At 70.8% G+C, this 23,794-nt stretch carries 34 protein-coding genes; 10 read left to right on the top strand and 24 right to left on the bottom strand.

Annotated elements, in window-relative coordinates; genetic code table 11:
- Positions 1-84 precede the first annotated feature (84 nt).
- The 21 genes from ACZ4WV_RS05350 to ACZ4WV_RS05250 all read right to left on the bottom strand — a co-directional run bounded on the left by ACZ4WV_RS05350 (position 85) and on the right by ACZ4WV_RS05250 (position 11,483).
- Positions 85-336, bottom strand: coding sequence for a hypothetical protein (locus ACZ4WV_RS05350; RefSeq protein WP_465742995.1), 252 nt, complete (start codon positions 334-336; stop codon positions 85-87).
- A 55-nt stretch (positions 337-391) separates the two neighbouring features.
- Positions 392-616: a hypothetical protein gene (locus ACZ4WV_RS05345; protein ID WP_465742993.1), complete on the bottom strand. Its 225-nt coding sequence runs from the start codon at positions 614-616 to the stop codon at positions 392-394.
- Between the two features lie 125 nt (positions 617-741).
- Positions 742-1,629, bottom strand: a complete 888-nt coding sequence (locus ACZ4WV_RS05340; protein ID WP_465742991.1) for a hypothetical protein — start codon at positions 1,627-1,629, stop codon at positions 742-744.
- A complete protein-coding gene (locus tag ACZ4WV_RS05335; protein ID WP_465742989.1) occupies positions 1,626-1,859 on the bottom strand; it encodes a hypothetical protein in 234 nt (77 codons plus the stop codon). The genes ACZ4WV_RS05340 and ACZ4WV_RS05335 overlap by 4 nt, the downstream gene beginning before the upstream one ends.
- Positions 1,856-2,596, bottom strand: coding sequence for a hypothetical protein (locus ACZ4WV_RS05330; protein WP_465742987.1), 741 nt, complete (start codon positions 2,594-2,596; stop codon positions 1,856-1,858). The genes ACZ4WV_RS05335 and ACZ4WV_RS05330 overlap by 4 nt, the downstream gene beginning before the upstream one ends.
- An 11-nt stretch (positions 2,597-2,607) precedes the next feature.
- Positions 2,608-3,315: a hypothetical protein gene (locus ACZ4WV_RS05325; protein WP_465742985.1), complete on the bottom strand. Its 708-nt coding sequence runs from the start codon at positions 3,313-3,315 to the stop codon at positions 2,608-2,610.
- Positions 3,312-4,265 carry a hypothetical protein gene (locus ACZ4WV_RS05320; RefSeq protein WP_465742983.1) on the bottom strand — a complete coding sequence of 318 codons (954 nt, stop codon included), beginning with the start codon at positions 4,263-4,265 and terminating at the stop codon, positions 3,312-3,314. Before ACZ4WV_RS05320 ends, ACZ4WV_RS05325 begins: the two co-directional genes overlap by 4 nt.
- Before the next feature lie 85 nt (positions 4,266-4,350).
- The gene (locus ACZ4WV_RS05315) at positions 4,351-5,382 is read right to left on the bottom strand and encodes a hypothetical protein (RefSeq protein ID WP_465742981.1); all 1,032 of its coding nucleotides are present in this window, start codon (positions 5,380-5,382) and stop codon (positions 4,351-4,353) included.
- 142 nt (positions 5,383-5,524) lie between these two features.
- Complete coding sequence (locus ACZ4WV_RS05310; protein ID WP_465742979.1) at positions 5,525-5,707, bottom strand: hypothetical protein; 183 nt, start codon at positions 5,705-5,707, stop codon at positions 5,525-5,527.
- Positions 5,704-6,312 carry a WhiB family transcriptional regulator gene (locus ACZ4WV_RS05305; protein WP_465742977.1) on the bottom strand — a complete coding sequence of 203 codons (609 nt, stop codon included), beginning with the start codon at positions 6,310-6,312 and terminating at the stop codon, positions 5,704-5,706. The genes ACZ4WV_RS05310 and ACZ4WV_RS05305 overlap by 4 nt, the downstream gene beginning before the upstream one ends.
- Positions 6,309-7,022, bottom strand: coding sequence for an exonuclease domain-containing protein (locus ACZ4WV_RS05300; RefSeq protein ID WP_465742975.1), 714 nt, complete (start codon positions 7,020-7,022; stop codon positions 6,309-6,311). Before ACZ4WV_RS05300 ends, ACZ4WV_RS05305 begins: the two co-directional genes overlap by 4 nt.
- Positions 7,019-7,897, bottom strand: coding sequence for a hypothetical protein (locus tag ACZ4WV_RS05295; RefSeq protein WP_465742973.1), 879 nt, complete (start codon positions 7,895-7,897; stop codon positions 7,019-7,021). The genes ACZ4WV_RS05300 and ACZ4WV_RS05295 overlap by 4 nt, the downstream gene beginning before the upstream one ends.
- On the bottom strand, positions 7,894-8,778 hold the full coding sequence (locus ACZ4WV_RS05290; RefSeq protein ID WP_465742971.1) for a PD-(D/E)XK nuclease-like domain-containing protein: 885 nt from the start codon (positions 8,776-8,778) through the stop codon (positions 7,894-7,896). The genes ACZ4WV_RS05295 and ACZ4WV_RS05290 overlap by 4 nt, the downstream gene beginning before the upstream one ends.
- A complete protein-coding gene (locus ACZ4WV_RS05285) occupies positions 8,775-9,113 on the bottom strand; it encodes a hypothetical protein (protein WP_465742969.1) in 339 nt (112 codons plus the stop codon). The genes ACZ4WV_RS05290 and ACZ4WV_RS05285 overlap by 4 nt, the downstream gene beginning before the upstream one ends.
- Positions 9,113-9,499, bottom strand: a complete 387-nt coding sequence (locus ACZ4WV_RS05280) for a hypothetical protein (protein ID WP_465742967.1) — start codon at positions 9,497-9,499, stop codon at positions 9,113-9,115. Before ACZ4WV_RS05280 ends, ACZ4WV_RS05285 begins: the two co-directional genes overlap by 1 nt.
- Entirely contained in the window at positions 9,496-9,690 is a 195-nt protein-coding gene (locus tag ACZ4WV_RS05275; RefSeq protein ID WP_465742965.1) for a hypothetical protein, read from the bottom strand. The genes ACZ4WV_RS05280 and ACZ4WV_RS05275 overlap by 4 nt, the downstream gene beginning before the upstream one ends.
- Positions 9,690-9,953 carry a hypothetical protein gene (locus tag ACZ4WV_RS05270; protein ID WP_465742963.1) on the bottom strand — a complete coding sequence of 88 codons (264 nt, stop codon included), beginning with the start codon at positions 9,951-9,953 and terminating at the stop codon, positions 9,690-9,692. Before ACZ4WV_RS05270 ends, ACZ4WV_RS05275 begins: the two co-directional genes overlap by 1 nt.
- The gene (locus ACZ4WV_RS05265) at positions 9,950-10,126 is read right to left on the bottom strand and encodes a hypothetical protein (protein ID WP_465742961.1); all 177 of its coding nucleotides are present in this window, start codon (positions 10,124-10,126) and stop codon (positions 9,950-9,952) included. Before ACZ4WV_RS05265 ends, ACZ4WV_RS05270 begins: the two co-directional genes overlap by 4 nt.
- On the bottom strand, positions 10,126-10,923 hold the full coding sequence (locus ACZ4WV_RS05260) for a BRO family protein (protein ID WP_465742959.1): 798 nt from the start codon (positions 10,921-10,923) through the stop codon (positions 10,126-10,128). Before ACZ4WV_RS05260 ends, ACZ4WV_RS05265 begins: the two co-directional genes overlap by 1 nt.
- A gap of 108 nt (positions 10,924-11,031) precedes the next feature.
- Positions 11,032-11,280, bottom strand: a complete 249-nt coding sequence (locus tag ACZ4WV_RS05255; RefSeq protein WP_465742957.1) for a hypothetical protein — start codon at positions 11,278-11,280, stop codon at positions 11,032-11,034.
- Complete coding sequence (locus ACZ4WV_RS05250) at positions 11,277-11,483, bottom strand: helix-turn-helix domain-containing protein (protein ID WP_465742955.1); 207 nt, start codon at positions 11,481-11,483, stop codon at positions 11,277-11,279. Before ACZ4WV_RS05250 ends, ACZ4WV_RS05255 begins: the two co-directional genes overlap by 4 nt.
- 202 nt (positions 11,484-11,685) lie before the next feature.
- Between ACZ4WV_RS05250 and ACZ4WV_RS05245 the strand changes: the two genes are divergently transcribed.
- The 8 genes from ACZ4WV_RS05245 (at position 11,686) to ACZ4WV_RS05210 (ending at position 19,931) form a co-directional block, all read left to right on the top strand.
- A complete protein-coding gene (locus ACZ4WV_RS05245; protein ID WP_465742953.1) occupies positions 11,686-12,207 on the top strand; it encodes a helix-turn-helix domain-containing protein in 522 nt (173 codons plus the stop codon).
- A 112-nt stretch (positions 12,208-12,319) separates the two neighbouring features.
- Positions 12,320-12,511: a hypothetical protein gene (locus ACZ4WV_RS05240; RefSeq protein WP_465742951.1), complete on the top strand. Its 192-nt coding sequence runs from the start codon at positions 12,320-12,322 to the stop codon at positions 12,509-12,511.
- Positions 12,512-12,578: 67 nt separating this feature from the next.
- Positions 12,579-13,853, top strand: a complete 1,275-nt coding sequence (locus ACZ4WV_RS05235; RefSeq protein WP_465742949.1) for a hypothetical protein — start codon at positions 12,579-12,581, stop codon at positions 13,851-13,853.
- A gap of 741 nt (positions 13,854-14,594) precedes the next feature.
- Positions 14,595-14,831, top strand: coding sequence for a hypothetical protein (locus ACZ4WV_RS05230; protein WP_465742947.1), 237 nt, complete (start codon positions 14,595-14,597; stop codon positions 14,829-14,831).
- Positions 14,832-14,843: 12 nt separating this feature from the next.
- Complete coding sequence (locus ACZ4WV_RS05225; protein ID WP_465743256.1) at positions 14,844-17,384, top strand: ATP-dependent Clp protease ATP-binding subunit; 2,541 nt, start codon at positions 14,844-14,846, stop codon at positions 17,382-17,384.
- Between the two features lie 123 nt (positions 17,385-17,507).
- On the top strand, positions 17,508-18,773 hold the full coding sequence (locus tag ACZ4WV_RS05220) for a sensor histidine kinase (RefSeq protein WP_465742945.1): 1,266 nt from the start codon (positions 17,508-17,510) through the stop codon (positions 18,771-18,773).
- Positions 18,770-19,447 (top strand): response regulator, encoded by a 678-nt coding sequence (locus ACZ4WV_RS05215; RefSeq protein ID WP_465742943.1) that lies wholly within the window; start codon positions 18,770-18,772, stop codon positions 19,445-19,447. The genes ACZ4WV_RS05220 and ACZ4WV_RS05215 overlap by 4 nt, the downstream gene beginning before the upstream one ends.
- A gap of 178 nt (positions 19,448-19,625) precedes the next feature.
- A complete protein-coding gene (locus ACZ4WV_RS05210; RefSeq protein ID WP_465742941.1) occupies positions 19,626-19,931 on the top strand; it encodes an SHOCT domain-containing protein in 306 nt (101 codons plus the stop codon).
- Positions 19,932-20,038: 107 nt separating this feature from the next.
- Here ACZ4WV_RS05210 and ACZ4WV_RS05205 read toward each other — a convergent pair whose 3' ends face one another.
- The 3 genes from ACZ4WV_RS05205 to ACZ4WV_RS05195 all read right to left on the bottom strand — a co-directional run bounded on the left by ACZ4WV_RS05205 (position 20,039) and on the right by ACZ4WV_RS05195 (position 21,784).
- Positions 20,039-20,938 (bottom strand): metallophosphoesterase family protein, encoded by a 900-nt coding sequence (locus ACZ4WV_RS05205; protein WP_465742939.1) that lies wholly within the window; start codon positions 20,936-20,938, stop codon positions 20,039-20,041.
- Positions 20,939-21,125: 187 nt separating this feature from the next.
- On the bottom strand, positions 21,126-21,506 hold the full coding sequence (locus ACZ4WV_RS05200; protein WP_465742937.1) for a hypothetical protein: 381 nt from the start codon (positions 21,504-21,506) through the stop codon (positions 21,126-21,128).
- Positions 21,507-21,628: 122 nt separating this feature from the next.
- Positions 21,629-21,784: a hypothetical protein gene (locus tag ACZ4WV_RS05195; RefSeq protein ID WP_350742363.1), complete on the bottom strand. Its 156-nt coding sequence runs from the start codon at positions 21,782-21,784 to the stop codon at positions 21,629-21,631.
- Positions 21,785-21,904: 120 nt separating this feature from the next.
- Between ACZ4WV_RS05195 and ACZ4WV_RS05190 the strand changes: the two genes are divergently transcribed.
- Positions 21,905-22,534 (top strand): TetR family transcriptional regulator, encoded by a 630-nt coding sequence (locus ACZ4WV_RS05190; protein WP_465742934.1) that lies wholly within the window; start codon positions 21,905-21,907, stop codon positions 22,532-22,534.
- A gap of 142 nt (positions 22,535-22,676) precedes the next feature.
- Entirely contained in the window at positions 22,677-23,636 is a 960-nt protein-coding gene (locus tag ACZ4WV_RS05185) for a S1 family peptidase (RefSeq protein ID WP_465742932.1), read from the top strand.
- Positions 23,637-23,794 lie beyond the last annotated feature (158 nt).

Below are 23,794 nucleotides of genomic sequence, written 5' to 3'. Positions count from 1 at the left end.
CGGCCCAGGGGTGCGGGGCGGGCGGGGTGTAGTGCTGGCCGAACTGGCAGGGCCAGCAGAGGGTGGGACAGACGATGGCGCCAGTCACTGCTGGCCGCCGTCCTGGCCGAGCACCGCGCGGGCCAGGCCCCAGGGCTCGGCGATGCAACGGCACGGGTGGTCGTCGCCGTGGACGATGCAGTAGTCGACGAGGTCGATGTTGGTGGCGGTGGTCTCCAGCCACAGGGCGAGGTACTCCGTGGCGTTGGGGTTGAGGACGACGGCCCTGCCGGTGGCGATGTGGTCGCGGAGTTGCTGGGCTGCGGCGGCGAGCAGGTCGGCGGGCTGGTCGGTCACGGGTTGCTCCTTCGGGGTTGGTCGCCCGGCGTGGGACCGGGCGGCCAGAAGGTGGTCAGTCGTCGGTGTCGTCACCGGCGAACATGTGGTCGTAGTACGAGCAGGCGGCGGCCCAGAGCGGGGAGGCGACGTCGTGGCCCTCCTGGGCGTACAGGCGCTCCCACAGGGCGATGGAGGGGTCGGGTTGGCCGGGCTTGGTGTTCTGCTCCAGCTCCCACATGAGGCAGGCGAGGTCGCTGGGGCTGGTGGGGATGCGTTCGACGGCGTGAACGATGGTCACGGTGGTGGCTCCTGTGGCTGGCGTGGCGGCCTCTATGTGGGCCTGTGGGCGTTCGGGTGGCACTCGGGGGGTGCCTGTGGGCGTGCGCGGCCGCCTGTGGTCCGGTCCTGGCCGCGCGCGGGGCCTCAGAGCTCGTCGAGGATGATCCGGCCGAGCCCGACGAGGAAGCGTTCGCGCTCCGGGTCGGGCATGTCGGCGGCGAAGGCGACGTGCAGCCGCACGAAGGGCTCGTCGTCGGCGTCGAGGGTGATGGCGCCTTCGTACGGGGTGAGGCCGGCGTCGGCCATGTCGGCGGCCCAGCCGGTGAGGGCGGGCTCGGCGGGCTTCTGCTCGGCGGCGTAGTGCAGGGCCGCCTCCCAGGAGCAGTTGCCGATCGAGTGTTCGCCGCGGACGTCGATGGGGGCGACGACGGCGGCCAGGCGGTCGGCGCAGTCGGTGGCCCGGTCACGCTCGTCGATGGTGCTGTGGTGGGCGGCGCGCTCGCGGCGGAGCTCGGCCTCGGCGGTGGCGAGCTGATCACGCAGCTTGTCCTGCTGGGCGATGGCACGGTCGCGGAGGTCGGTCATGCCGGCCAACTCGGCCTCCAGCTGCCGGACCCGGGCGAGGAGGGCCGCGACGTCGGTGTGGGCGGCGATCGTGAACTCGGCGTCAGCATCTGCCTCGTCGCCGACACCGAAGGTGAACGCGCCAACGATGGCGCCGTTGAAGCCGATCACCGTGTCATCGCCGAACGGGCCATGCTGCTCGAAGCGCCACGGCCCGGGGGTGGCGGCGTCGTGCCGGGCCTGGATGGCGTCGAGGTCGAGGGGCGCGTCGGGCCCGGCGGGGGTGCAGCTGCAGGTCGGGCAGGTGCTGCGGTCGATGGCGTTGCAGTTGCTGCAGTCGGCTTCGGGCTGGCTCTCCTCAGGACCGGGTCGGTTGCCGTCGTAGGTGCCGGCGGGGGTGCTGCAGGTGCAGTCGAAGCCGTCGTAGACGTAGCAGTGAACGAAGTGCCGGGGCTGGGGCTGGTTCATCGGGTGGGCTCCTCGGTGGCGGTGAGTACGTGGGTGACCTCGTCGCCGCTGGCGTTGCGGAGGGCGTCGTCCCAGTCGACGTAGTCGTCGGCCTCGCGGGCGTCCGCGTAGCGGGTCCAGCAGGTGGTGCACAGCGGGCTGGGGGCGTGACCCCAGTCGGGGTTGGCGGGGTGGACGACCCGGCGCTGCTGGCAGCGCGCACACCGGACCTCGACGGCCTGGGTGGTCATCGAGCGGTCCCCTCGGTGGCGCCGGCCGCGACAAGGACCAGCTGGTCGTCGTCCGGTTCCGCCGTGGCCGCGGCGGCCTGGACGGGTGCGGGCTTCTCGGCCTTGGCGCGGTCGTAGGCAGCGATGCCCCAGACGATGGCGTGGCAGCACCACACGTAGTGCCAGGCCCAGTCGCGGACGTCCCACTCGGTGGGGTCGAAGGTGAACGGCTCCTCACCAGCGGGCCGGTACTCGAACTGGCGGATGCCAGCGAGGGCGTTGCCCTCGTCCTCGATGCACCAGATGGGAAGCTCGCCGAGCAGCTCATCGTCGAGTTCTTCGCGCAGGCCGGCCAGGTACTCGGCGGAGACGGTGCCGGAGTCCGTGAGGTCGGCCAGGTCGTCGGCGATGTGCTGGCGGAGGAGTTCCTCGGAGTACTCGCGGACGCCAGCGTGCCGGTCGACGGCGTCCACCTTCTCGGCCCAGTACTGGAGGTTGGGGCCGCCGTCCCAGGCGGAGCGGCGGAAGAAGTCGAGCATGTCCTGGGTGCGGCTGAAGGTGTAGCTGCCCATGTCGCCCTTGATCACTAGGGTGCCGGGCCAGGTGACGATGTCGAACCAGTGCGAGCTGTCACCGGGGGTGGCGTACCGGTAGTGCCGGTAGAGGCCGTCCTCGTGGAGGACGGTGAGCTTGTGCTGGGCGACGTCGAGCCGGAAGCGTTCGGCGACGCGCTGCTCGATGGTCGGCTGGGTGGTCATGGTGGCTCCGTTCAGGCGGCTGTGCGGATGGGGCGGCGTTCGGCGTCTGCTACCAGGGCGAGGATCTGCGTGCGGACCGGGGACCGGTTGGGCCGGCCGTCGGGGAGGCGCTCGGGTGGCAGGTAGCCGGTCCACTGGCTCGGGCTGGCGAGGGCGAGTGGCGGCTGGGTGAGCTGCTCGGCGAGGTCGGGGTGGGCGAGTATCGCGGCCCGGCGGGCCTGGTGGGTGGCGGTCGAGGCGGTCGAGGTGTCGCGCATCATCCGCCGTAGGTCCTGCTGCTGGCGCAGGGCCCGCACGTCGTCCTCGGACAGCTCGGCGTTGACGGCCGGCGAACGCCTCGGACCGATCGCGGTAAGGGCTGGCCGTACTGGAACGTCACCGCTCCCGGCTGCGTTCTCCTGCGCTCGGCGGCGAGCCAGGTACTGCTCGGGGGTCTCGTCGGGGTCGCCGTCGTAGACCACTGCGCCGTTGCTGAGACGTTCGGCGCGGATCTTGCGACGAACGGTGCGAAGGTGGTGGGGCTCCATCCAGCGGCGACCGCCGGGTTCGGTGCCCGTCGATTCGGAGTAGAAGCGGCTGACTGCGGCGAAGGCGTCGGCGTCGGCGGGGACGTCGTGGAGGGCTTCGGCCCAGGCGGTGGCGGCGGCTTCGCTGCTGGGGTCGCGTCCGTCGAATGCGGACGCCTTGGTCAGGATCTTTGCTGCTTCGGCTCGGTTCATTGGTTGTCCTCGGCTTCGAGTCGCGCGGCGAGGGAGAGGCCGGCGGCGAACTTCTGATCGGTGCGGGACAGCTGGGGCGGTAGGCCGCCGACCGCTGCGGGCAGGTAGGCGACGCCGTCCTGCTGCACGGGTGCTTCGAGGGAGCGCCAGCCGTCGACCCAGGCGGCTGCGGTGGCGGGGACGCCCTTCAGGCGGGCGGAGTTGATCGCGTACGCGACCATCGCGGGGATGCCGACGCGTTCGACGGCCTGGCGGGTGTACTCCCACTGGGATTCGCGGAGGGACCAGCCGATGCCGGCGATCCCGGCGTTGGCGATCGCGGCCTTCAGGTCGCCGAGCCGGTCGGGGTAGGCCGCGGGCCGCTCTGCTGCAGCAGCGTTCCTTCCGAAGGAAGGAACGGGGGATGGGAGGGGCGGGGAGGGGACCACCGTCGCACCCTGGAGGGTGTCACGCCGTGACGAACCCTCCTGACCTGCAACGGAATCCGAAAACCGGGATTCGTTTTGGGGGTCAACCGGATCCCACCCGGACCTCAGGTGAGTTTCACCTGAGTCTCGGGTGAGGCCCGGTTGAGCTTCGGTTCGCTCCTGTTTCTGAGCGTCGCGGCCCTTCTGCTGGCGCTTCCGGCCGGCCTCCCGCGCAGCCTCGACCTGGCTCCGCGACCGGTTGTAGAAGAGGTAGTCGTGCAGCGCGTACCCGTCCTCCGGCGGCTGCGGGCAGCGCTTCGGGTCGCAGTTGTGCGGGGCGTCGTGCAGCATGCCGACTGCGACGAGCTTGGCGAGCTGGGCGGCGGTGCCGTAGCTGCGGGCCACGATGCCGTCGATCCGGCCGTCGGTGGAGTGTCGGGCGCTGAACGCTCCGAGCCGGCAGAACAGCCCCGCGGCGGCGTTGCCCGCCTTGCGGACCTTCGGGTGGCTGTCGAACCCATCGTCGACGGCGAACCACGGCATGTGCTGGTCTCCGGTCAGTTGGTGCGGGTGGTTGGTGGCCTGGGGCGGGGGCGGTGACACCCCGCCCCAGGCAGTCAGGCGGGCGTCAGCCCTGCGCGTTGGCCTGCTCAGCCGCCGCCTCGGCGCGCTTCTGGCGGCCCTCGATATAGGCGTCGATCCAGGCCTGCGGGTCGTGTCCGAGCCGCTCGGCTTCGTCGAAGGCGGTCTCGGCGAAGTCGCCGCTGTCCAACTCGTCCGAAATATCGGCGAGCGCCAGCTCGGTCGTGCGCGGGTCGATCACTCGCAGGACCTGCAGCAGGCGGTGTGCGATCCACGCGTGGGACCCGGCCCGGCTGTGGGCGCCGATGGCGGCGTAGTTCGTGCCGCCGATCACGTCGTACAGCTCCTGGGATGAGATGAGTACCTGCTTGAGGAGGTCTTCGGTCATCGTCGGGCCGTGGTCGTTCTCGGCCGCCAGCGGCAGGTCGACGCCCGGTTCGACGGCGAAGCCGAGCGAGCCGGCCCATTCGGCGGCAAGGGCGGCCCTGGACGGTGCTTCCCCGCGGACTTGCCGGATCGGCATCTGCATGCCGAGGAAGTCGGGGCCGGCCACGATGAACGGTGCCTCCGCGGAGGACTGGGTGATCTGCAGGTGGCGACCGGCCTTCGCCCAGCGAGCCAGGTACTGCGTGTCCAGCCCGGAGATGTCGACCGTCTCCGCCTGACGTTCGATGTGCTTGTTGATCAGTGCCTTCCACGGGGCGTGAGCACCGTCCATGGTCGGCAGCACAATGCGGCCCATGTTGCTGACCGCGGTCATCTGCCCCGGGGTCACGGTCAAGTCGACGGTGTCGCTGTAGCCGTGGGCAGCAGCCCAGGACTGCAGGTAGGTGGCGTGCATGGCGCCCACGGTGGCGGTCCATTCGCCCTCGCTGGACCGCAGACGGCGGCGGGCGACGGCGAGGGTGTAGCGGTCGGTGGCGACGGCGTGGAGGTAGGTGCCGTTGTTGTCGAAGTAGACGCTCGACAGGATCGGGGTGCTGCTCTGCGGCTTGGCCATGTGCGGCATGACCTGGTCGAGGGCTTCGGCGAGCTGGTGGGCCGGGAGGTTCGTGGTGGTGACGGCCACGGTGGTCATCGCGTCTCCATTGGAGTGGTGGGTGGTTCGGGGCGCCCGTTCTGTCGGGCGGGGGTGTGGTTGGCGCACCTGGCGCCGCAGGGGTAGGGCCGGGTGGGCTGCCCGCAGTAGCGGTTCACCGCGGGCAGCCACTGGCCGCAGGTCACGCCGGCTGGTCGAGGCCGAGGATGGCCAGCAGCAGCTGCTCGTCCGCGGCGTCCCGGGCCTGGCTGGCGATGTACCGGCGGGCCGCCGACCGGGTCTCCTCGGGCAGTTCGGCCAGCGTTAGCGAGGCGCCGTACGACTCCGCCCGGTCCGCCGGGTCCTTGTACCGGTTCGCGGTCACGCCGCCACCTGCTTTCGGGCCTGCACGATCGGGTCCGCCGCCGCGCGTTCCTCCGGGGTCATGGCCCCGAAGACGCCGTACCGCATCTGCGCTGGCTGCCCGGCCTCGAGCCGAAGGGCCTCGGTCCTGCACTGACGCCGAACCGGGCACCGCCGACAGGCCTCCTTGGCCGCCATGGTGGCGAGGTGCTTCGCCGACTGCGGCCGGACCTCCTCCAGGAACCAGCTGTCCGGGTCGTCACCGCACAGCGCCGCCGCGCGCCAGTCGATGGACCTGCTCATCTCGCCACCTCCGGGCCTCGGTTCGAGGGCCTGATCAGCCCGGGTCTGCTGGTTACGCCAGCGGCAGATCGTGCGGTCGGAGACGCCCAGGAGTGCGGCGAGTGGCCGGTCGGGGGCCTCCTCCTGTGGGCTGGTGATCAGTCGCCAGGCGAGGTGGGCCTCCAAGGCCCGGAGCTGCGGTCGGGGCATCTCGCCGGTCAGCGCCCGTTCGACGGCGACCAGGTCGAGGCCGTCGTCCGTGGTGACATGAGCGGTCACGGTGGCGGGCGAGCGGAACCGCAGCAGGATGTCGATGTCGGCACCGTTGCGGACCTTGAGGATCAAGACGCCACCTCCTGCCGGGGGATGAGCGGCCAGTGGCCGTTCACGACCGCGTTCGGGTTGGTGCGGCGCTGATACGCCTGTCGGGCCGCTGCACGCTCCGCCGCCCACCGCACCTGCGCCTCGTGGACCTCGGCGAGGGTCATGGCCCGCAGCTGGGGGTGGTAGCCGGTGATCTTGTACGTCACCGCGGCGGCGGCCACAGCGTCCGCGTCAGCCCGGTGCGGGCCGTCGTGATCGACGTCGTAGTAGTCGCAGAGGTCTTCGAGCCGTCGGCGGCCCTCCCGGTACGGGGCGAGCTTCCAGTCGAGCAGCAGCGGGTCCAGAACCAGGAGGCTCGCCCGGGACTTGAGACCCCTCCACACGTTGGCGCGCCACAACTCCCGACTCAACAGGGTCAGGTCGTACGGAGCGTTCGCCACGACCACCGGGACCCCGTCGTTGGCGGCCTCGACCACGGTCGTGCCCACCGCACGGGCGACAAGCTCAACATGCTGCCCGTACCGGTGCGCGTGCCGGGTCGGGATCCCGTGGATCTTCGTGGCCTCCAGCGGGATGTCCTGCCGCCCGGCGTCAGCCAGCCACGTTCGGGTCTCGCACGGCACCCCGCGCGTGCAGCGCGCGGTTGCCGCCGTGACGATGCGGTCGGACTCGACGTCCAGGCCCGTGGTCTCCAGATCCAGCGCGAGCCACTCGCGCTCCCACCAGCTCACTCGGCACCCCCGGGCTGTGCGACCTGCGGCCACGCGGCCGACTCGGTCGCGGCTGCGGTCGTTTCGGCGGGCTGCGGCACGGGGAGCTTGGCGATCTCGGCGATGGTCACCCGGTCGGCCGGGAACTCCTCGTCGAGGGTGACCTCGCCGCGTTGCACCGACTTGTACGTCACGCCGAGCTGGGCGACATCGAACTCCGTCCACTTCCCGCTCGGCCGGCCGAGTTTGGCCTCGATCCGGTCGACGGTCACCCCCATGCCCTCGAACATCCGGACAGCGTCGGCGATGCGCTGCGGCAGCGGCTTGCCGCCGCCACTGGTGATGGTTCGGGTGCAGATGTCCTTGGCCTCCTCAACGAACCAGGCAGGCAGGACGGAGAAGATCGCCTCACGCAGGCGCCTGGCGCCGTTGTTGGCGTTGTTCTCGTAAATGTCGCGGAGGTCGACGAGCTTCTTCGGGCCGCCCTTCACGTCGCGCTTGTGCGGCACGATGAACACCTGCGACGACCGGGCGTTGGTTTGCACGTCCCAGGCGAAGGCCTGCATCTCGGACTCGCCGTACTCGTCGTCGCGGCGGAGCTCGGCGAGGCCGTACTGGATGTTGCCCCAGCAGCGGGCCAGCTCACGAGCCAGGTGCACCGACGGGCCGGAGACCGTGGACCCGCCGCGGGAGTACCGGAAGAACGCCCGCTCGGCGAGGCCCTTCTGCTGGCACGACTGGCGCATCTCGGCGACGGCGGCCTGCACGTTGCGGGGGCACTGCTGGGCGACGACGATCGCGGCCTGGACCTCGGCGACGGCGCGGGACTGCTCGACCGCGGTGCCCTGCCCGATCCGGGCCGGCGCCTGCGGCATGAACTGCTCGATGTTGCTCACTGGTTCTCCTGCTTCTCGGCCCAGGCGGGCAGGGAGACGATCTCGACGCGGTCGGAGTAGCCGGGCCACTGCCCGGAAGCGGTGCACGCCTGGTAGATCGAGAGGGCCTCGCGGTTGCGGCGGCGACCGGCACGGAGCGCGACCGGGTCGAGCTGCACGACGTGGATCAAGAAGGGGGCGGTCTTCTCCTGGAACACGAAGACCATGACAACGTCCTCGACGCCGAGCACCGCCCGGATACCGTCCACGTACCACGGGTCCTGCTGGTAGTAGCCGTGGTCGTACACCGCCCGCTCGATCGACCGCGGATCCGCCGACACGCACGTCTTGTAGTCCGGGACGATCAGCCGGCCACCGGTCGGATACGGCAGCCAGTCCGGACGGCACCGCCGCCACACACCGGTGGCCTGGTCGGCCCAGAACAGCGACTGCTCCGGCAGCCCGCTACCCGGGGCGAACAGCCGGGACGCCACAGGGTGCTGGCGGATCGCGGCCGCCATAGCGTGCACCTGGTCCCACTCGGCAGGCCGCAGCGGGATCGCGCCCCGCTCACGGACCTCGGCAACCTCGGCCTTGATGGCGTTGGTCCGCCACTCGTCCGCGTCGATCCGCACCAACTCCGGGCCCGCCCCGAGCACCACCATGTGCGCGGCCGAGCCGAAGTCGAACGCCCGCTTCGGCGCCCGGCCGTTGGTGCGCTCGTGCTGGAACAGCGCCGGGCAGGACGGGGCCAGCAGCCTGCGGGCCCCGGTCGAGGAGAGGCTTCCGCCCGGGACCGGGTCGGCGTGGTACTGCTCGTTGGTCATCTCGTAGACACCGGGCTCGGTAACGATGGGCCCGGCGGCCGGGGCGAAGTGCCCCGGCAGCTCGGTGATCGTCATCGCGTGGTCACCGCCCCCGCGTTCAGCAACGCGATCTCCTCGGCCGTGTAACCGAGCCCGTTGTCGAGCTGCGAGTTCAGCGAACGGATCGTGGTTCGCTGCTGGTCGACCAGCGCCCGCAACCTGGCGTTCTCCTGGTGCTGCCCTTGGTGGGCGGACCGGACGGCGGCGATGGCACCGGCGTTCGCGGCCTCGGCGGCCGACAGGCGGTTGGCGAGGCGCCCGTTCGCTCGACCCTGCTCGGCGAGGTCCGCCTCCAACCGTCGGATGCGGTCGCGAAGCTGGCTCATCGCGGCGGCGGCCTCAGCGGCCGCGCGGCGGGAGATCCACGGCATCACGCCACCTCCCCGCGCTGGTGCTGGTGCGGGAACGCGATGACCTCGGGCGCCCGAGCGGTCTCCTGCCGGGCCGACATCGTCAACGGCGCCGCCGCCAACAACTCGTCCAACAACCGGTAGGCGTCCACGTGCGTCAACTCGACCTCGGCCTCGCCCATCTGCAGGTCAGCCTCGACGTTCTCGACCGCCGTGTCCCAAGCCGGCCCGCCCTGCTCGACCACCGCCGCGAGCTCGTCCAGCGCGTCGATCACCCGCTGCCGCGAGTCACCCCACGCCTCAGCCAGCGTCCGCAGCGTGTCGTAGCGCGGCCCACGGGCCCGCAGCACCACGTGCATCCACATCGCGTCGATGCGGGCGTGCAACATCCCGTCCTGGGCGCTCATCGGGCCCCTCCCATCAGCCGGTTGTGCTCGGCCGCGTACAGGGCGGCCGTCGTCTCGTTCCACTCGCGGGGGTCGCCGTGGTCGTCCATGAACCGGCCCATCAGCAACAGCTCCGGGTTCAGCCCCGACTCCAGCCAGTCCTCACCCGCCACCGCAGCAGCGGCCTTCTCGTCCGGCGTGTACTCGGCCATCACGCGGCCTCCTTGACACCCAGCAGGCGTTCCAAGCCCTGCACCTGCAGGCGGGACACGTACAGCTCGTGCATGAGGCCCTCGATCGTGGCCTGCATCGAGCCGAAGAGCCCCGCGGCCTCGGTCGACTCCATGAACGGTCCCGGGCGGGCCTGCAGCGCGTTCGCCCGGTCCACCACCGTCTGGGCCCGCACGATCAGCGACCCCTCCAGCAGGCCGGCCTCCACGGCCTCCTGCAGCGACATCACCTTCGGCGCGTTCATCGAGCACCGCCCGTCCGCGCCATGTACTCGGCAATCAGGGCCTCCGTCGCGGGCGACCACGCCGGCAACTCGACGGCGTCGGACACCGGTCCCTCGACCACCAGCACGTCGACCGGCACGGTCGACTCCGCGACCAGGGCGTCGATCAGCACGTTCAGCTCCAACTCGCCCATCAGGCCGCACCGCCGATCGCGTCACGCATCTCCGCCTGACGCCGAGCGATCCGCTTCTGGACCAGCTCCATGCCACGCGGCGTGATGTGCAGCGTGTAGTGCGCGCAGTCCCCCCACGTGTGGGTCACCACCCGCACCACCGCGTTGAAGTGCGGCGCGTGCGCGGCGTAGAAGTCGTACTGGCCGGCGCCGCACGTCGCCTGTCGGCGGTAGATCAGGTGCTCGTCCAGCAGGAACGTCCGGAGCTGCTTCTCCTGCCAGCCCAGCACCTTCGCGGCCTCACGCACCAGGACGTCACCGTCCTGCGCGGCCATCAGCGTGTCGTGAGCGAGCGCCTTCGGCTCCAGCTCGCGCAGCTTCGCGTCCGCCTCGACCAACTGCTCGGCGGTCCGAGCGAACTGCTGGGCCAACGCCAGCACACCCTGCGGGGTGGTGATGTCCGGCAGCACCGGCGCGGCCGGCGCCACCGAGTACGAACCCACACGGCGGATGCTCGGCAACACCTCGGCGGTGATCCACCGCCGGAACGCGCGGGCCTGCGGGCGGTCGGAGCGGATGATCAGCTCGTACAGGCCAGCCTCGTTGACGATGGCCGCGACCTGCGTCCTGCCCAGCGAGTCGATGACGTCGGTCTGACCGACCCCATCGGCGTCGAGCCGGGCGACGGCGTCGCGGCTGTTCTTGATGTCGAGGACAGTGCACACGTCCTTGGCGACCCACCAGGGCTCACCGTCGAGGGTTACGATCCGGACCGGGGTTCCCGTGTCCGGGAACGTGTAGGGGATGATGGGGGACACGACGTCCACCTCTTCTCTGGTTGGGGTGGGGTCCAGGGCCTTCGCGGGCGGCATCCGGGTGCGACCGGGTGACTGCCGGGCGGGGGCCCGACCCATGTCAGGGGTGGTTTAGGCGGCGCGGCGACGGCCGCGAGTGGCCGGGTCAACGTCACCGGCCTGCTGGATCGCGAACACGTGGTCCAGACGGAAGCGAATCTTCCCGGCGACCTTGGTGTGCGGGATGCGCTTGTTGTACGCGGCGTCCTTCAACGTTCGGACGGTGTAGGGCAGGAGCTTCATCTCGATCACCTCCTCCGGCGTGTAGAGCCGGAGCCGGTCCGCTGCGGAGAGCACGGGCGGCTCGACCAGCACGGTCACGGCTGTTCCTCTCGGTTGATAGCGGCTACGGGCACCGTCAGCGTCGCGGCGATTCGCCGAAGCGTCTCCTCGCTGGCTCCGGATAGACCCCTCTCCAAGCGGGAGAGGAAGCCGACGTCCCGGCCAGTTCTGGCGGCGACCTCGCGGAGGCTCAATTGTTGAGATCTCCGTATGGCCCTGATTGCGGTGCCGTTCGGTGTCACGAGAGAAGCTCACCACACTGAGCCTCAACTTTCAAGGCCTCTGGCTACATGATGGCCACACTTTCTACCGGTGAGAGTTGAGGCTCGCTGGCCGTGTGGGGCTCCTGATGCAACACTTCGAAGGTCGACTTGAGTCTTAAGTGCAGCTCAAAAGGCTTGATCCTGGCGTCGGAGTTGCATGAACATGGGGCATCATGGGGCCATGGACAGAGACTGGGGCCGCCTTGGACGCGCCATGAAGGCGGCGCGGCAGAGCAGTGGCATGACTCAAGACGACCTTGCCAAGGCCGTTGGCGTAGGCCTGTCGACAGTCCAGACCCTGGAAAGGGGATCGCGCTCGTACGCCAAGGTCACTGCGACACACAGGGCTATCGCTACGGCCCTGGGCTGGACCGAGGACAGCGTCGAAACCGTCCTGGCGGGTGGCAACCCCACGACGCGCGGGTCGCACGGCGACGCCGCACCGAACGCTGAAGCCGAAGACGGCGAGGTCGATGAGCTCCTTGACGACCTGACCGGGCGGGTGCGGGCAGCCCTGCTCGGTGGCCGGGTCGCGGACGCTACGGCGATCGCCCTCGACACGCCCGACGAGGGCGACGTGGTGATCATCTGGAAGGAGGGCGAAACCCGGGACCTCACGCCCGAGGAACGGCGCAAGCTGCAGAAGAAGTGGTCGAAGCTGCAGAGAGCCGCGCACGAGATCTTCTCCGACGACTCGGAGTAAGTCGACAATCACACGACACGCCCGCAAACCCGTGCGCATATGCCAACCGTGTGTCAGGATTCCGCTACCTGAGTGAGGGGGGTCACCCAACCAGGTAAGGGGGACCGCTCCCATGCGGCTGCGGATCGAGCGCGTACCGGACATCCCCCACGGCGGCCTAGCGGTCGTCCGACGGAAGGCCGGCGCGTGCCCGGTGGTCCTGCTGAACGCCAACCTCGTGACCGAGGCCCAGGCGCTCAAGCTCGGCCAGCGGCTCCGCGAAGACCCGGACCTCCTGAGGACGTTCGGCGGGACCGACGTGTAGCACCCTTGGCACGGCGGGGTCTTGCGGGACGGCAGGCCCCGCCTGCCAGGACAAAGAGGGGTGCCCCTTGGCGTACGCCGAGAAGGTCTACAAAGTCCGCAACGGCAAGAAGACGAAGCAGTACACGTGGCGAGCCCGGTACCTGCTGCCCGACGGGATCAACTACGGCAGCGCGCCCGGATTCCCCACGGAGAAGACCGCTAAGGAGTACGGGCAGGAGCAGGAAGCCCTCATTCGCGCTGGCCGTTGGATCGACCCCAAGGCCGCACAGATGCAGTTCGGCCAGTGGGCCCGGGAGTGGATGGCTGCGAAGGCCCCTCGAGGCCGCACCAACACCACGCGGTGGGACCGGCTGGACACTCACATCCTGCCGCGCTGGGAACACGTGCCGCTCAACCAGGTCAACTGGTTCGAGGCGGAATCCTGGGCCAACTCCGTCGGCGAGACACACGACGACACCACCGCCTCGCACTGCCTCACGCTGATGAGCCAGATCATGACTGGTGCGGTCGACGCGGGGAAGCTCGCGGTGAACCCGCTCTTCGGCCGACGTAGGAGCCGCACGGCCGCCATCAAGGCCAAGAACCAGGCGAAGTTGGTCAAGAAGCAGGCTGCGCCGGCAACGCCCGAGCTTGTGCTCCAACTGGCCCGTCGCGTTGGCCCGCTCGACGGCATGCACATCCTCACCACTGCCTTCCTGGGGCCGCGCTGGGGTGAGGGCTGTGCGCTCACCCGAAGCAGCCGCGGGGAGCGACGCGAGGCCCACGGCAACGGCATCTGGACGTGCCCCACGCTCGAGATTCGGCTCGAGGTCGCCGAGTACCAGACTCGCGGTCCGGACGGCACGAAGGGGCCGCTGTACTTCGACCTGGAGCCGGTGAAGAACGACGGCTCGCTGCGGGACATCGACGTGCCACCGTTCCTCAACGCCCTGCTCGACGAGCACGAGAAACGAATGAACCCCACGCATGACACCCTCTTCTGCACCCGGAAGGGAGTGTGGTGGCGCAACAGTAACTTCGGCCGGCAGGTGATGAGGCCCGGCGCGGACGGCCGGACGGCACTTGCAGCGTCGAAGGGGCACGCGCCACGCAAGGCCTGGGCTCCGCTCCTGCCAGGTCTTACGATGGACTTGCTGCGGCACTTCCACGACACTCTGCAGGCGCAGATAGGAGTGGCGGACCCGCTGGCGCACGAGCAGGCCGGCCATGTGAGGTCCGGCATCAAGGCTGTGTACCAGCACCCGACGGTGCCGATGCGGATCGACCGGCTCAACGGCCTGCAGGCGGTCTTCGAGCAGGCGATGGCGAATCTGGGGTGGGAGAGGGTCTGGGAGAGTTGATCTCCCATATTTCCCCTAAATGATCTCCATTCGACGCATCGCAGCAGGTGAGAGGCAATCAAAACGGTGCTCTTACAAAGCAGATGTCGGCGGTTCGAAACCGTCCGCGCCCACCGCCACGAAGGGCCAGTTCGGAGGCTTGATCCTCCCGAGCTGGCCCTTGATCGTTTCCAAGGTCCGAGTCGGTCCCCGGCCACGGTCAGGCTGTGATGCCCGTGCCGGCCACGCATCCCGCGGCCAGGGCCGGGCTGTCGGTGTCATTGCCGAGCGCCCGCCTGGCAGCGACCGAGGCGGCTCCGACGGCACGCCTTCTGTCGTCCTGCGCTGTGATCACGTGATCGAGGGGAGCTTCCGGCGCGGTGGGCGCAGGCGGAGCGCAGCTCGGCTGTCAGGCAGTCCCGGCCCCAGTGGGCACCCCGGTACACCTCCTCCGGTCCCTCCACGCTCACCAGGGCCAGGGTGGGGACGAGTGCCGAGGGTGCGGTCCGACACTCGGCGACTCGGTTGACGAAAGCCGCGTCATCGAGATTCCTGTCCTGGATTTCCAGAATCGATCCCGCGGGGGAGATCGCCTCGGTGAGGAACTGTGTGTAGGCGGCGCGCTCTCCGCCTGACGACCGTGATCACCAGTGTTTGGCTCATCCGGTGGTCCCAGGAGAGAAGGGCAGCTGGACGAGTTGAAGGACCGCGCGGGACGCGCTGGCGGCCCGCGCGCGAGCCGAACTGGGCAGCGGCCCCGGGGTGTTGACCAGTCCCTGGCAGGCGGCGCTGGTCAGTGCGGCGGCGTTCACGCTGGGTGCGCTGGTGCCGCTGCCGGCGGTGGTGACGTACGGCGCGGGCGTGCTGCTGGACGACGTCACAGGGTGGGTTCCGCCTGCGATCGCGCACCGCCGAGCGGGGCCCCGCGCCGGCTCGCGCTCGACAGGCGGCCGGACGCGCCCTGTGTTTGTGTGGCTGCAAACCGTTTGGGAGAGGTGAACCGTCGTGTCCATGCCCCCGTTCGGATCGAGCGATCCGTTCTCCGACCTGCTCAGCCGGTTCTTCGGGATGAGTCCGATGGCCTCCCCGCCCGCCGTGCAGCGGGTGCCGATCGGGCGGTTGCTCAGTGAGTCCTCGCAGGAGCTGCTGGCGCTCGCCGCGCAGCGTGCGGCCGAGGACGGGAGCAGTGACCTCGACACCGCGCACCTGGCCTGGGCGGCCACCCGGGTGGAGCCCTCGCGCCGGATGCTGCAGCGCGCGGGCGTCGACCCGGAGGAGCTGTCCGGGGAGTTGGAGGGCGCGTTGCCGTCCGGCGGCCCGTCGTCGCCGGAGGGGCGGCCGGCGCTCACCCCCTCGGCCAAGCGCGCCCTGCTCGCCGCGCACGCCCGCTCGCGGGAGGCGGGCGCCTCGTACATCGGTCCGGAACACATCCTGGGCGCGCTGTTGGAGCAGGAGCGCTCGGGCGCGGGTACGGCGCTGCGCAACGCGGCGCAGTCGCCGGAGGCGCTGAAGTCGGTGCTGGAGGGGCGCGGTGCCGGCGGGGAGCGTGGCGGCTCGGGTGCGCGTCCGACCGAGACGCCGACGCTGGACGAGTACGGGCTGGATCTCACCGAGGAGGCGCGCTCGGGCCGGCTGGACCCGGTGGTCGGGCGGGCCGAGGAGATCGAGCAGACCGTCGAGATCCTCTCCCGGCGGACCAAGAACAATCCGGTGCTGATCGGCGAACCGGGTGTCGGCAAGACCGCGATCGTCGAGGGTCTGGCCCAGCGCATCGTCTCCGGGGACGTGCCGCAGAGCCTGCGGGACAAGCGGGTGGTCACGCTGGACCTGACGGCGTTGGTGGCCGGGTCCAAGTACCGGGGTGAGTTCGAGGAGCGGCTGAAGAACGTCATCGACGAGGTCACGGCGGCCGAGAAGAGCGTGATCCTGTTCCTGGACGAGTTGCATACCGTGGTCGGCGCGGGCGGTGGCGGCGAGGGCTCGATGGACGCCGGCAACATCCTCAAACCGGCTCTGGCGCGCGGCGAGTTGAGCGTGGTCGGCGCGACCACGCTGGACGAGTACCGCAAGCACGTGGAGAAGGACGCCGCGCTGGAACGCCGGTTCCAGCCGGTACTGGTGCCGGAGCCGAGCGTCGAGGAGACGGTCGAGATCCTGCGGGGGCTGCGCGACGCGTACGAGGCGCACCACCAGGTGCGGTTCAGCGACGAGGCCTTGGACGCGGCGGCGACGCTCTCCGACCGGTACGTCAGCGACCGCTTCCTGCCGGACAAGGCGATCGACCTGCTGGACCAGGCCGGGGCGCGGGTGCGGCTGCGCAGTCTCAGCGGCTCCACGGAGGCCACGTCGGTGCAGGACCGGATCACCAAGCTCAAGCGCGAGCTGGACGAGGCCGTCGCGGACGAGGAGTTCGTGCGGGCCGCCAACCTGAAGACCGAACTGCGCAAGACCGAAGACGAGTTGGCGGCGATCGCCGAGTCCCGCGAAGAGGTCGTCGATGTGACGGCCGACGACATCGCCCAGGTGCTGTCCTCCCGGACGGGTATCCCGGTCGCCGAGCTGAACGCGACCGAGAAGGAGCGGCTGCTCAAGCTCGAGCAGCACCTGCACGAGAAGGTGATCGGCCAGGACGAGGCGGTCACCGCCGTCGCCCAGGCGGTGCGCCGCGGCCGGGCCGGGATGGGCGATCCGGAGCGGCCGACCGGCTCCTTCCTCTTCCTCGGGCCGACCGGCGTCGGCAAGACCGAGCTGGCGAAGGCGCTGGCGGCGCTGCTGTTCGGCGACCCGGACCGGATGATCCGCTTCGACATGAGCGAGTTCCAGGAGAAGCACACCGTCTCCCGGCTGGTCGGCTCCCCGCCCGGGTACGTCGGCTACGAGGAGGCGGGGCAGCTGACCGAGGCGGTGCGCCGCAAGCCGTACAGCGTGCTGCTCTTCGACGAGGTGGAGAAGGCGCACCCGGACGTCTTCAACCTGCTGCTCCAGGTGTTGGACGACGGGCGGCTCACCGACGCCCAGGGACGTACGGTCGACTTCCGCAACACCGTGGTGATCATGACCAGCAACATCGGCTCGCAGCGGATTCTGGACCACTCCGGGAACGTGGACGAGATCCGGGACGACCTGATGCGCGACCTGCGCGGGCAGTTCCGGCCGGAGTTCCTCAACCGGATCGACGAGGTGATCGTCTTCCACGCGCTCACCCGGAAGGACCTGGTGTCGGTGGTCGACCTGCTGCTGGAACGCTCCCGGCGGCGGCTGCGGGCGCAGGACGTGCGGCTGGAGGTCACCGAGGCGGCCAAGGAGTTCCTGGTCAACCGGGGTTACCAGCCGGAGTTCGGGGCCCGGCCGCTGCGCCGGACGATCCAGTCGGAGCTGGACAACCGGATCTCCAACCTGTTGCTGGACGGCACGGTGCGGGAGGGGGACACGCTGATCGCGGACGTGAGCGAGGGGGAATTGACGGTGACGCTGGCGCGGCCCGAGGCCTCGGCGGCCTTCGAGGAGGCGGAGGCCGGCGCCGGGGGCGCCTCCGCAGTCACCGAGAGCTGAGTCGGTGAGGCCGTCGGCGGCCTTGCCGGGGCCTGAGGCTTCGGGCGTACTCCAGCGGGAGTACGCCCGAACGCCACTGGTGGAGGACGCGCGGGGGCGGGGCGTGGGTCTAGCGTTCCGGGCATGATGCCGCCCACGTCCCAGCCGCCGGAGCCGGAGCCGGAGCCGGTGCCGCCTCCGCAGCAGCCGTCGCCTCCGGGGGAGTCGCCCGCGCCGTGGCGCCCGCCGTGGGCCCGCGCGGCCGCGGCGGCCCTGCCGGTGGGGCTGGCGGCCGTGGTCGCGGTGGTCCAGGTGGTCGGTTCGACCTTCGCCGCGCACGACGCCAAGGGCAGGGTCCCGCTGGACGCCTTCGGCTACCTGCTGTTGCTGGCCGGCCCGGCCCTGTTGGTGTTCCGCGGGCGCCGTCCGGCCGCGGTGGTGGCCGGCACCTCGGTGGTCACGGCCGGCTACCTGGCCGCCGGGTACCCGTACGGGCCGGTCTTCGTCAGCTGGCTGATCGCCTGCTGCGCGGCGATCGGCTGCGGGCACCGCCGGGCGGCCTGGCTCGGCCTGGGCGGGGTCTACCTGGCGCACGTCCTGACCACCTTCGCCGTGCCCGCCGGCTGGCAGCGGGCCAGTCCGCCGTCCGGCAACGTCTGGCTGCCGGAACTCGGGCTGCTCGCCTGGCTGTTGCTGGTGCTGGCGATCGCCGAGATGGTCCGCTTCCGGCGCGAGCGGATCGCCGCCCACCGGGCCTACCGGCAGCAGCTGGAGCAGCGCCGGGCCAACGAGGAACGGCTCAAGATGGCGCGGGAGTTGCACGACATCCTGGCGCACAGCCTGTCGCTGATCAACATCCAGGCCGGGGTCGCGCTGGCGCTGCTCGACCGGCGGCCGGAGGAGGCCCGCACCGCGCTGGTCACCATCAAGTCCACCAGCAAGGAGGCGCTCGGCGAGGTCCGCCAGGTGCTCGCCACGCTGCGCGGGCCGGGAGCGGCGCCGCGCGGTCCCGCGCCGGGGCTGGCCCGGCTGGACGAACTCACCGAGCAGGCCGACCGGGTGGGCCTGGCGGCCGAGGTGCACGAGTACGGCGAGCGCCGCCCGCTGTCCGCCACCGTCGACCTCACCGCCTTCCGGATCGTCCAGGAGGCGCTGACCAACGTGGTCCGGCACTCGGTGGCCCGGGATGCGGTCGTGGTGCTGGACTGGCGGGATCCGGCCGTGCTGGTCGTCCGGGTCGAGGACCCGGGGCCCGCGGTGGTCGGCGACGCCGGCGGTTCCGGCAGCGGGCTGGTCGGGATGCGGGAACGCGCGGGTGCGTTCGGTGGCACCATCACGGCGGGGCCGCTGCCCGGCGGCGGCTTCCGGGTCCGGGCGGAGCTGCCGACACCGAAGGCGGGGAGTGAGTGATTCGGGTACTGCTGGCGGATGACCAACTGCTGGTCCGGGCGGGCTTCCGGGCCCTGCTGGACCTGCAGGACGACCTCACCGTGGTCGGCGAGGCGGACGACGGCGAGGCGGCGCTGCGGCTCGCCCGCGAACTGGTGCCGGACGTCGTGCTGATGGACGTCCGGATGCCGCGGATGGACGGCCTGGAGGCGACCAGACGGATCGCCGGTGATCCCGCGCTGTCCTCCGTACGGGTGGTCGTGCTGACCACCTTCGAGCTGGACGAGTACGTCTTCGAGGCGTTGCGCTCAGGCGCGGCGGGCTTCCTGGTCAAGGACACCGAGCCGGCCGACCTGCTGCGGGCGATCCGGGTCGCGGTGGCGGGGGACGCGCTGCTGTCGCCGGGCGTGACCAGGCGGCTGATCGGTGAGTTCGCGGCCCGGTCGAAGGGACCCGAGGCGGCGCCGGAGGGGCTCTCGGACATCTCGATGCTGACCGAGCGGGAGCGCGAGGTGCTGGCGCTGGTCGGGATGGGGCTGTCGAACGAGGAGATCGCCCGACGGCTGGTGGTCAGCCCGCTGACGGCGAAGACGCACGTCAGCCGGGCGATGGTGAAGCTCGGGGCGCGGGACCGGGCGCAGCTGGTGGTGCTGGCCTACGAGTCGGGGCTGGTGCGGCCGGGCTGGTTGGGCTGACGCGTCGGCCTGCGGGTACTCCCCACCCGGCGTGTCGCGGGGCGTCCGTACTCCCCGGGGAGTATCCCAACTGCCGCTGCTGGGAGGACGCGTGATGAGGCCCGTCGGCGGGACGCTCAAGGCACCTCGGGAACCGACCCGAGGTCCTGAAGGCCCACCACCGAGGAGTTGAACCGCGATGTACACGCAGCTCGCAGACTGGCACGGTCCCGGCCCGTGGATCCTGCTCGTCCCCCTGGTCTGGATCGCCGTCGTGGTCCTGGCGATCGCCCTGCTGCGCCGGACGCTCTGGCGGCGCCGCGGCTGCGGATTCGGCGTCGGGCCCGGATCCGCAGCGGAGCACCGATCCGCGGCGGAGCACCCGCTCGCCGTCCTGGGCCGCCGCTACGCCGAGGGCGACATCGACGCCGAGGAGTACCGCGCCAAGCGGGCCGTCCTCACGGAGCCGACCAGGGGCACGCCCGGGGCCGGTGGCGGCACGTGACCACCCTCGACGTCCTCCGCGGCACCGCCGCCCGCGTCGCCGACGCCGGGAAGGCCTACGGCGTCGGCGGTACCGAGGTCCGGGCAGTGGGCCGCCGTGGCCGCCGGCTACTGGCCGGCGGCCGGGCCGGTCGGGGCCCGCAGGGGCACCTCTCGCAGCAGCGGGTCCGGGAGCCCCCGCTTGCGCCACTCGCGCGGGTAGCCGAGCGAGACCTCCTCGAACGGGACGCCGTCGTAGCTGGTCTTGCGCGGGATGTGCAGATGGCCGTAGATCATCGCGGCGGTGTTGAAGCGGCGGTGCCAGTCGGCGGTCAGCTCGGTGCCGCACCACTGGGCGAACTCCGGGTACCAGAGCACCTCGGTGGGGTGGCGGACCGTCGGGTAGTGGTTGACCAGAACGAGCGGGACGTCCGGGTCACAGGCGGCGAGCCGCTGTTCGGTCAGCCGGACCCGCTCGCGGCACCAGGAATCCAGGTCCGGGAACGGGTCCGGATGGAGCATCCGCTCATCAGCGCAGACCACGCCGCTCTCGTAGGCGGCCGCCAGGGACTCCTCCTTGGTGGCCGTGCCGGGAGCGCGGAAGGTGTAGTCGTACAGGAGGAACAGCGGGACGATCCGGACCGGGCCGCCGGCGCCCTGCCAGAGCGGGTACGGGTCTTCGGGGGTGACGACTCCGAGGCCGCGGCACAGCTCAACCAGGTGCTCGTAGCGGGCCACGCCGCGGAGCTGGACCGGGTCCTGGGGGTGGGTCCACAGCTCGTGGTTGCCGGGTGCCCAGATGACACGGGCGAATCGCTCGGCGAGCAGGCCGAGCGCCCACTCGATGCTCGTGGTGAGCTCGGCGACGTCTCCGGCGACGATCAGCCAATCGTCGGGGTGGTCGGGCTGGAGCTTCTCCACCAGGTCGCGGTTCTCCTGGTAGGTGATGTGCAGATCGCTCACCGCGAGCAGCCGCCCGCCCGCCCCGGTGGGCGTCGGCTGCGCGGCGCTGTGGATCTCGGTAGTCACTCCTGCCCCCTGTGGTCACACGGCCGATGTGGCCACCCTACGTGGCGGGCAGGGGTCGTGGGCCGAGATGACGGGATCGGTCGTTCGAGTGCTGGGGCGGCGAGTTGGGGCCCGCCCCGGAGGCTGGCCTGGCGGTCGGCCCGGAGGCCTGTCCGAAGGCGGGATCGGAGGCCGGCGCGGACGTAGCTCAGGAGCTGATGTCGATGAGCACACCGTGGGAGGTGGCGGTGGTGACGGCGAGGATGACCAGCGAGGTGATGCCGAGGGCCAGGCCGAGGAAGGCGCGACCGCGGCGGCTGGTGCCGCGGACCAGTGCCAGCGTGGCAAGGGTGACGGCGATCGGGCCCAGGACGATGTTGAACAGCAGCAGGCCCGGGAGGCCGAGAAGGAAGGAGGCGACGGCCAGGTTGTCGGCCTCGGCGACGCGCTGAGGGCCGGTGGTCGCGGGCGCGTCGGTCGCAGCGCTGGTCGCGCGGTCATCGGTGGCGGCGTCGGTGGCCCGGTCGGTGGCGCGATTGGTGTCGGTGCCGGCGCGGTTGGTGACGGCGCCCTCGGTGAAGGTGCTCATGGCGGTGGTGGTCCTCTCGATGGGAGCGGACGGATCGGCGGAGCGAGCAGGGCCGCCGGGCCGGCTGGGGCGAACGGGTCGGCCGTAGCCGCCGTAGGCCCCTCAGCCCGGTGGCCGCCAGCTCAGCGGTGCCGGAGGCGGGAGATGCCCTCGCGGGCGCCGAAGCCGAGCAGCCAGGCGCTGATCGCGGCGGCGGCGGCGAGGAAGACCGGGAGGGGCAGGTGGGCGGCGGTGCCGATCAGGACGCCCATGGCGACCAGGGCGGAGAACAGGATCATGGCTGACTCCTTCAGCTGCGGATGCGGCTGCGCCGGCTTCGGTTGACAAGTGTTCACTGACTTCGAGTCCCACTGTACGCCGACTGGCCAAGTTCGGCAAACGACTGTTTACTGAATGACGTGAGTCACACCATGGGGGTCAGGCAGGCCCAGAAACAGCAGAGTCGGCGAGCCTTGCTGGATGCGGGGCTGCAACTGCTCGCCGAGCAGAACCTGGCGAGCCTGGGCGTCCGCGAGGTCACCCGCGAGGCCGGACTGTCCCCGGCCGCCTTCTACCGGCACTTCCCGGACCTCGCCGCGCTCGGAGTCGCACTGGTCGAGGAGTCGCTGGCCAGCCTGCACGTCATGATCCGATCGGTCCTCGCCGAGGCCGGGGGCGCTGAGGAACTGATCGACCGGGCGGTAGACGTGATCCAACAGCACGTCCGTGAGCACCGGCCGCACGTACGCTTCCTCGCCCGCGAGCGGCATGGCGGGGTCCGGCGGGTGCGTGAAGCGATCGACGCCGAACTGGGCCGCTTCGCCGCCGAGGTGGGGTCCGCGCTGGCGCTCCAGCCGGTCTCGCGGGGGTGGAGTGAGCGGGACGTGCGGATGCTCGCCGAGTTGTACGTGGATCACATGGTGTCGACGGCCTCCGCCTTGCTGGAGGCCCAGGAGGCGGACCCCGAACGGGAGCAGAAGATAGCCGCCACGGCCCGGCTGCAGCTGCGCCTGATCAGCCTGGGTCGGCGTCACTGGCAAGGGAGTTGAGCGATCGGCGGCCCTGGTGGAGTTGACCGCGAGCCGGTCGGCGGCTTTGCGGTCAGGGGCCTTCTCTTTGTGTCGTCTTGACTCTTGACATCAAGTCATGTCCGCGACAGCTTTGGTGGACCCCCACATCGAGAGGTCTCTCATGAAGAAGCCGCTCATCGGCATGCTCGCCACGCTCCTGGTTGCCGGGGCCACCGCCCTCACCGGTGCCTTACCGGCTCAGGCCGCCGACACCGCCAAGGCCCCCGCCACCACGACGACAGCCGCCACCACCCAGACCACCCAGACCACCCAGACCACCCAGACCACCCAGACCACCCAGACCACCGACACCACCACCGCCGCCCCGGCCGAGGCCGCCCCTCTCGCCGCCGTCAACTTCGCCGGAACGGTCGCGCTCAGCAACTGCTCCGGCTCGCTGGTGCGGATGCCGGGTTCGGCGGCGACCGACCCGGCGCTCGTGCTCTCCAACGGTCACTGCCTGGAGTCCGGTATGCCCGGCCCCGGCGAGGTCGTCCTCAACCAGCCGTCCAGCCGGACCTTCACCCTGCTCAGCTCCACCGGTGCGCGCCTCGCCACCCTGCGCGCGAGCAAAGTGGTCTACGGCGCCATGACCGACACCGACGTGTCGATCTACCAGCTGAACACCAGCTACTCGTCGATCAAGTCGCGGTACGGGATCTCCCCGCTGACCATCGCCGACACCCACCCCGCCCAGGGCGCGGACATTCGGGTCGTCTCCGGGTACTGGAAGAAGATCTACTCCTGCTCGATCGACGGCTTCGCCTACCGGCTGCACGAGGCCGACTGGACCTTCAAGGACTCGGTCCGCTACACCTCGGGCTGTGACGTGATCGGCGGCACCTCCGGCTCGCCGGTGGTCGACACCTCGACCGGCCTCTTGGTCGCCGTGAACAACACGATCAACGAGAACGGCGAGTCCTGCACCCTCGACAACCCGTGCGAGGTCGACCAGAACGGTGCGGTGACGGTGCGCCAGGGCATCGGCTACGCCCAGGAGACCTACGGCATCCCCGCCTGCTTCGCCGCCGGCAACCGCTTCGACCTCACCCTGCCGGGCTGCACCCTCCCCCAGCCGTAAGCGCTCGACCCCACTGACCAGCACCTCCCCCCGATGGGCCACCTGCCACCAGGCGGATGGCCCATTCGGCCGTCCAAGAGGCGGCCGCCGCTCCACCCGCACTACGCACGCTCCACCCGCACTACGCACGCTCCACCCGCACTGCAGACGCACCACCG

It is taken from the genome of Kitasatospora sp. NPDC029312 (assembly GCF_055569215.1).
Note: the sequence above shows the minus strand (reverse complement) of the source record. Positions and strands in the feature narration are given on the sequence as shown.

Coding starts and splice junctions, on each gene's coding strand:
- ACZ4WV_RS05340 (WP_465742991.1), bottom strand. CDS start 1,629: ATGAACCAGCCCCAGCCCCGGCACTTCGTTCACTGCTACGTCTACGAC.
- ACZ4WV_RS05335 (WP_465742989.1), bottom strand. CDS start 1,859: ATGACCACCCAGGCCGTCGAGGTCCGGTGTGCGCGCTGCCAGCAGCGC.
- ACZ4WV_RS05330 (WP_465742987.1), bottom strand. CDS start 2,596: ATGACCACCCAGCCGACCATCGAGCAGCGCGTCGCCGAACGCTTCCGG.
- ACZ4WV_RS05325 (WP_465742985.1), bottom strand. CDS start 3,315: ATGAACCGAGCCGAAGCAGCAAAGATCCTGACCAAGGCGTCCGCATTC.
- ACZ4WV_RS05320 (WP_465742983.1), bottom strand. CDS start 4,265: ATGCCGTGGTTCGCCGTCGACGATGGGTTCGACAGCCACCCGAAGGTC.
- ACZ4WV_RS05315 (WP_465742981.1), bottom strand. CDS start 5,382: ATGACCACCGTGGCCGTCACCACCACGAACCTCCCGGCCCACCAGCTC.
- ACZ4WV_RS05290 (WP_465742971.1), bottom strand. CDS start 8,778: ATGACGATCACCGAGCTGCCGGGGCACTTCGCCCCGGCCGCCGGGCCC.
- ACZ4WV_RS05285 (WP_465742969.1), bottom strand. CDS start 9,113: ATGCCGTGGATCTCCCGCCGCGCGGCCGCTGAGGCCGCCGCCGCGATG.
- ACZ4WV_RS05280 (WP_465742967.1), bottom strand. CDS start 9,499: ATGAGCGCCCAGGACGGGATGTTGCACGCCCGCATCGACGCGATGTGG.
- ACZ4WV_RS05275 (WP_465742965.1), bottom strand. CDS start 9,690: ATGGCCGAGTACACGCCGGACGAGAAGGCCGCTGCTGCGGTGGCGGGT.
- ACZ4WV_RS05270 (WP_465742963.1), bottom strand. CDS start 9,953: ATGAACGCGCCGAAGGTGATGTCGCTGCAGGAGGCCGTGGAGGCCGGC.
- ACZ4WV_RS05265 (WP_465742961.1), bottom strand. CDS start 10,126: ATGGGCGAGTTGGAGCTGAACGTGCTGATCGACGCCCTGGTCGCGGAG.
- ACZ4WV_RS05245 (WP_465742953.1), top strand. CDS start 11,686: ATGGACAGAGACTGGGGCCGCCTTGGACGCGCCATGAAGGCGGCGCGG.
- ACZ4WV_RS05240 (WP_465742951.1), top strand. CDS start 12,320: ATGCGGCTGCGGATCGAGCGCGTACCGGACATCCCCCACGGCGGCCTA.
- ACZ4WV_RS05225 (WP_465743256.1), top strand. CDS start 14,844: ATGCCCCCGTTCGGATCGAGCGATCCGTTCTCCGACCTGCTCAGCCGG.
- ACZ4WV_RS05220 (WP_465742945.1), top strand. CDS start 17,508: ATGATGCCGCCCACGTCCCAGCCGCCGGAGCCGGAGCCGGAGCCGGTG.
- ACZ4WV_RS05210 (WP_465742941.1), top strand. CDS start 19,626: ATGTACACGCAGCTCGCAGACTGGCACGGTCCCGGCCCGTGGATCCTG.
- ACZ4WV_RS05200 (WP_465742937.1), bottom strand. CDS start 21,506: ATGAGCACCTTCACCGAGGGCGCCGTCACCAACCGCGCCGGCACCGAC.
- ACZ4WV_RS05195 (WP_350742363.1), bottom strand. CDS start 21,784: ATGATCCTGTTCTCCGCCCTGGTCGCCATGGGCGTCCTGATCGGCACC.
- ACZ4WV_RS05185 (WP_465742932.1), top strand. CDS start 22,677: ATGAAGAAGCCGCTCATCGGCATGCTCGCCACGCTCCTGGTTGCCGGG.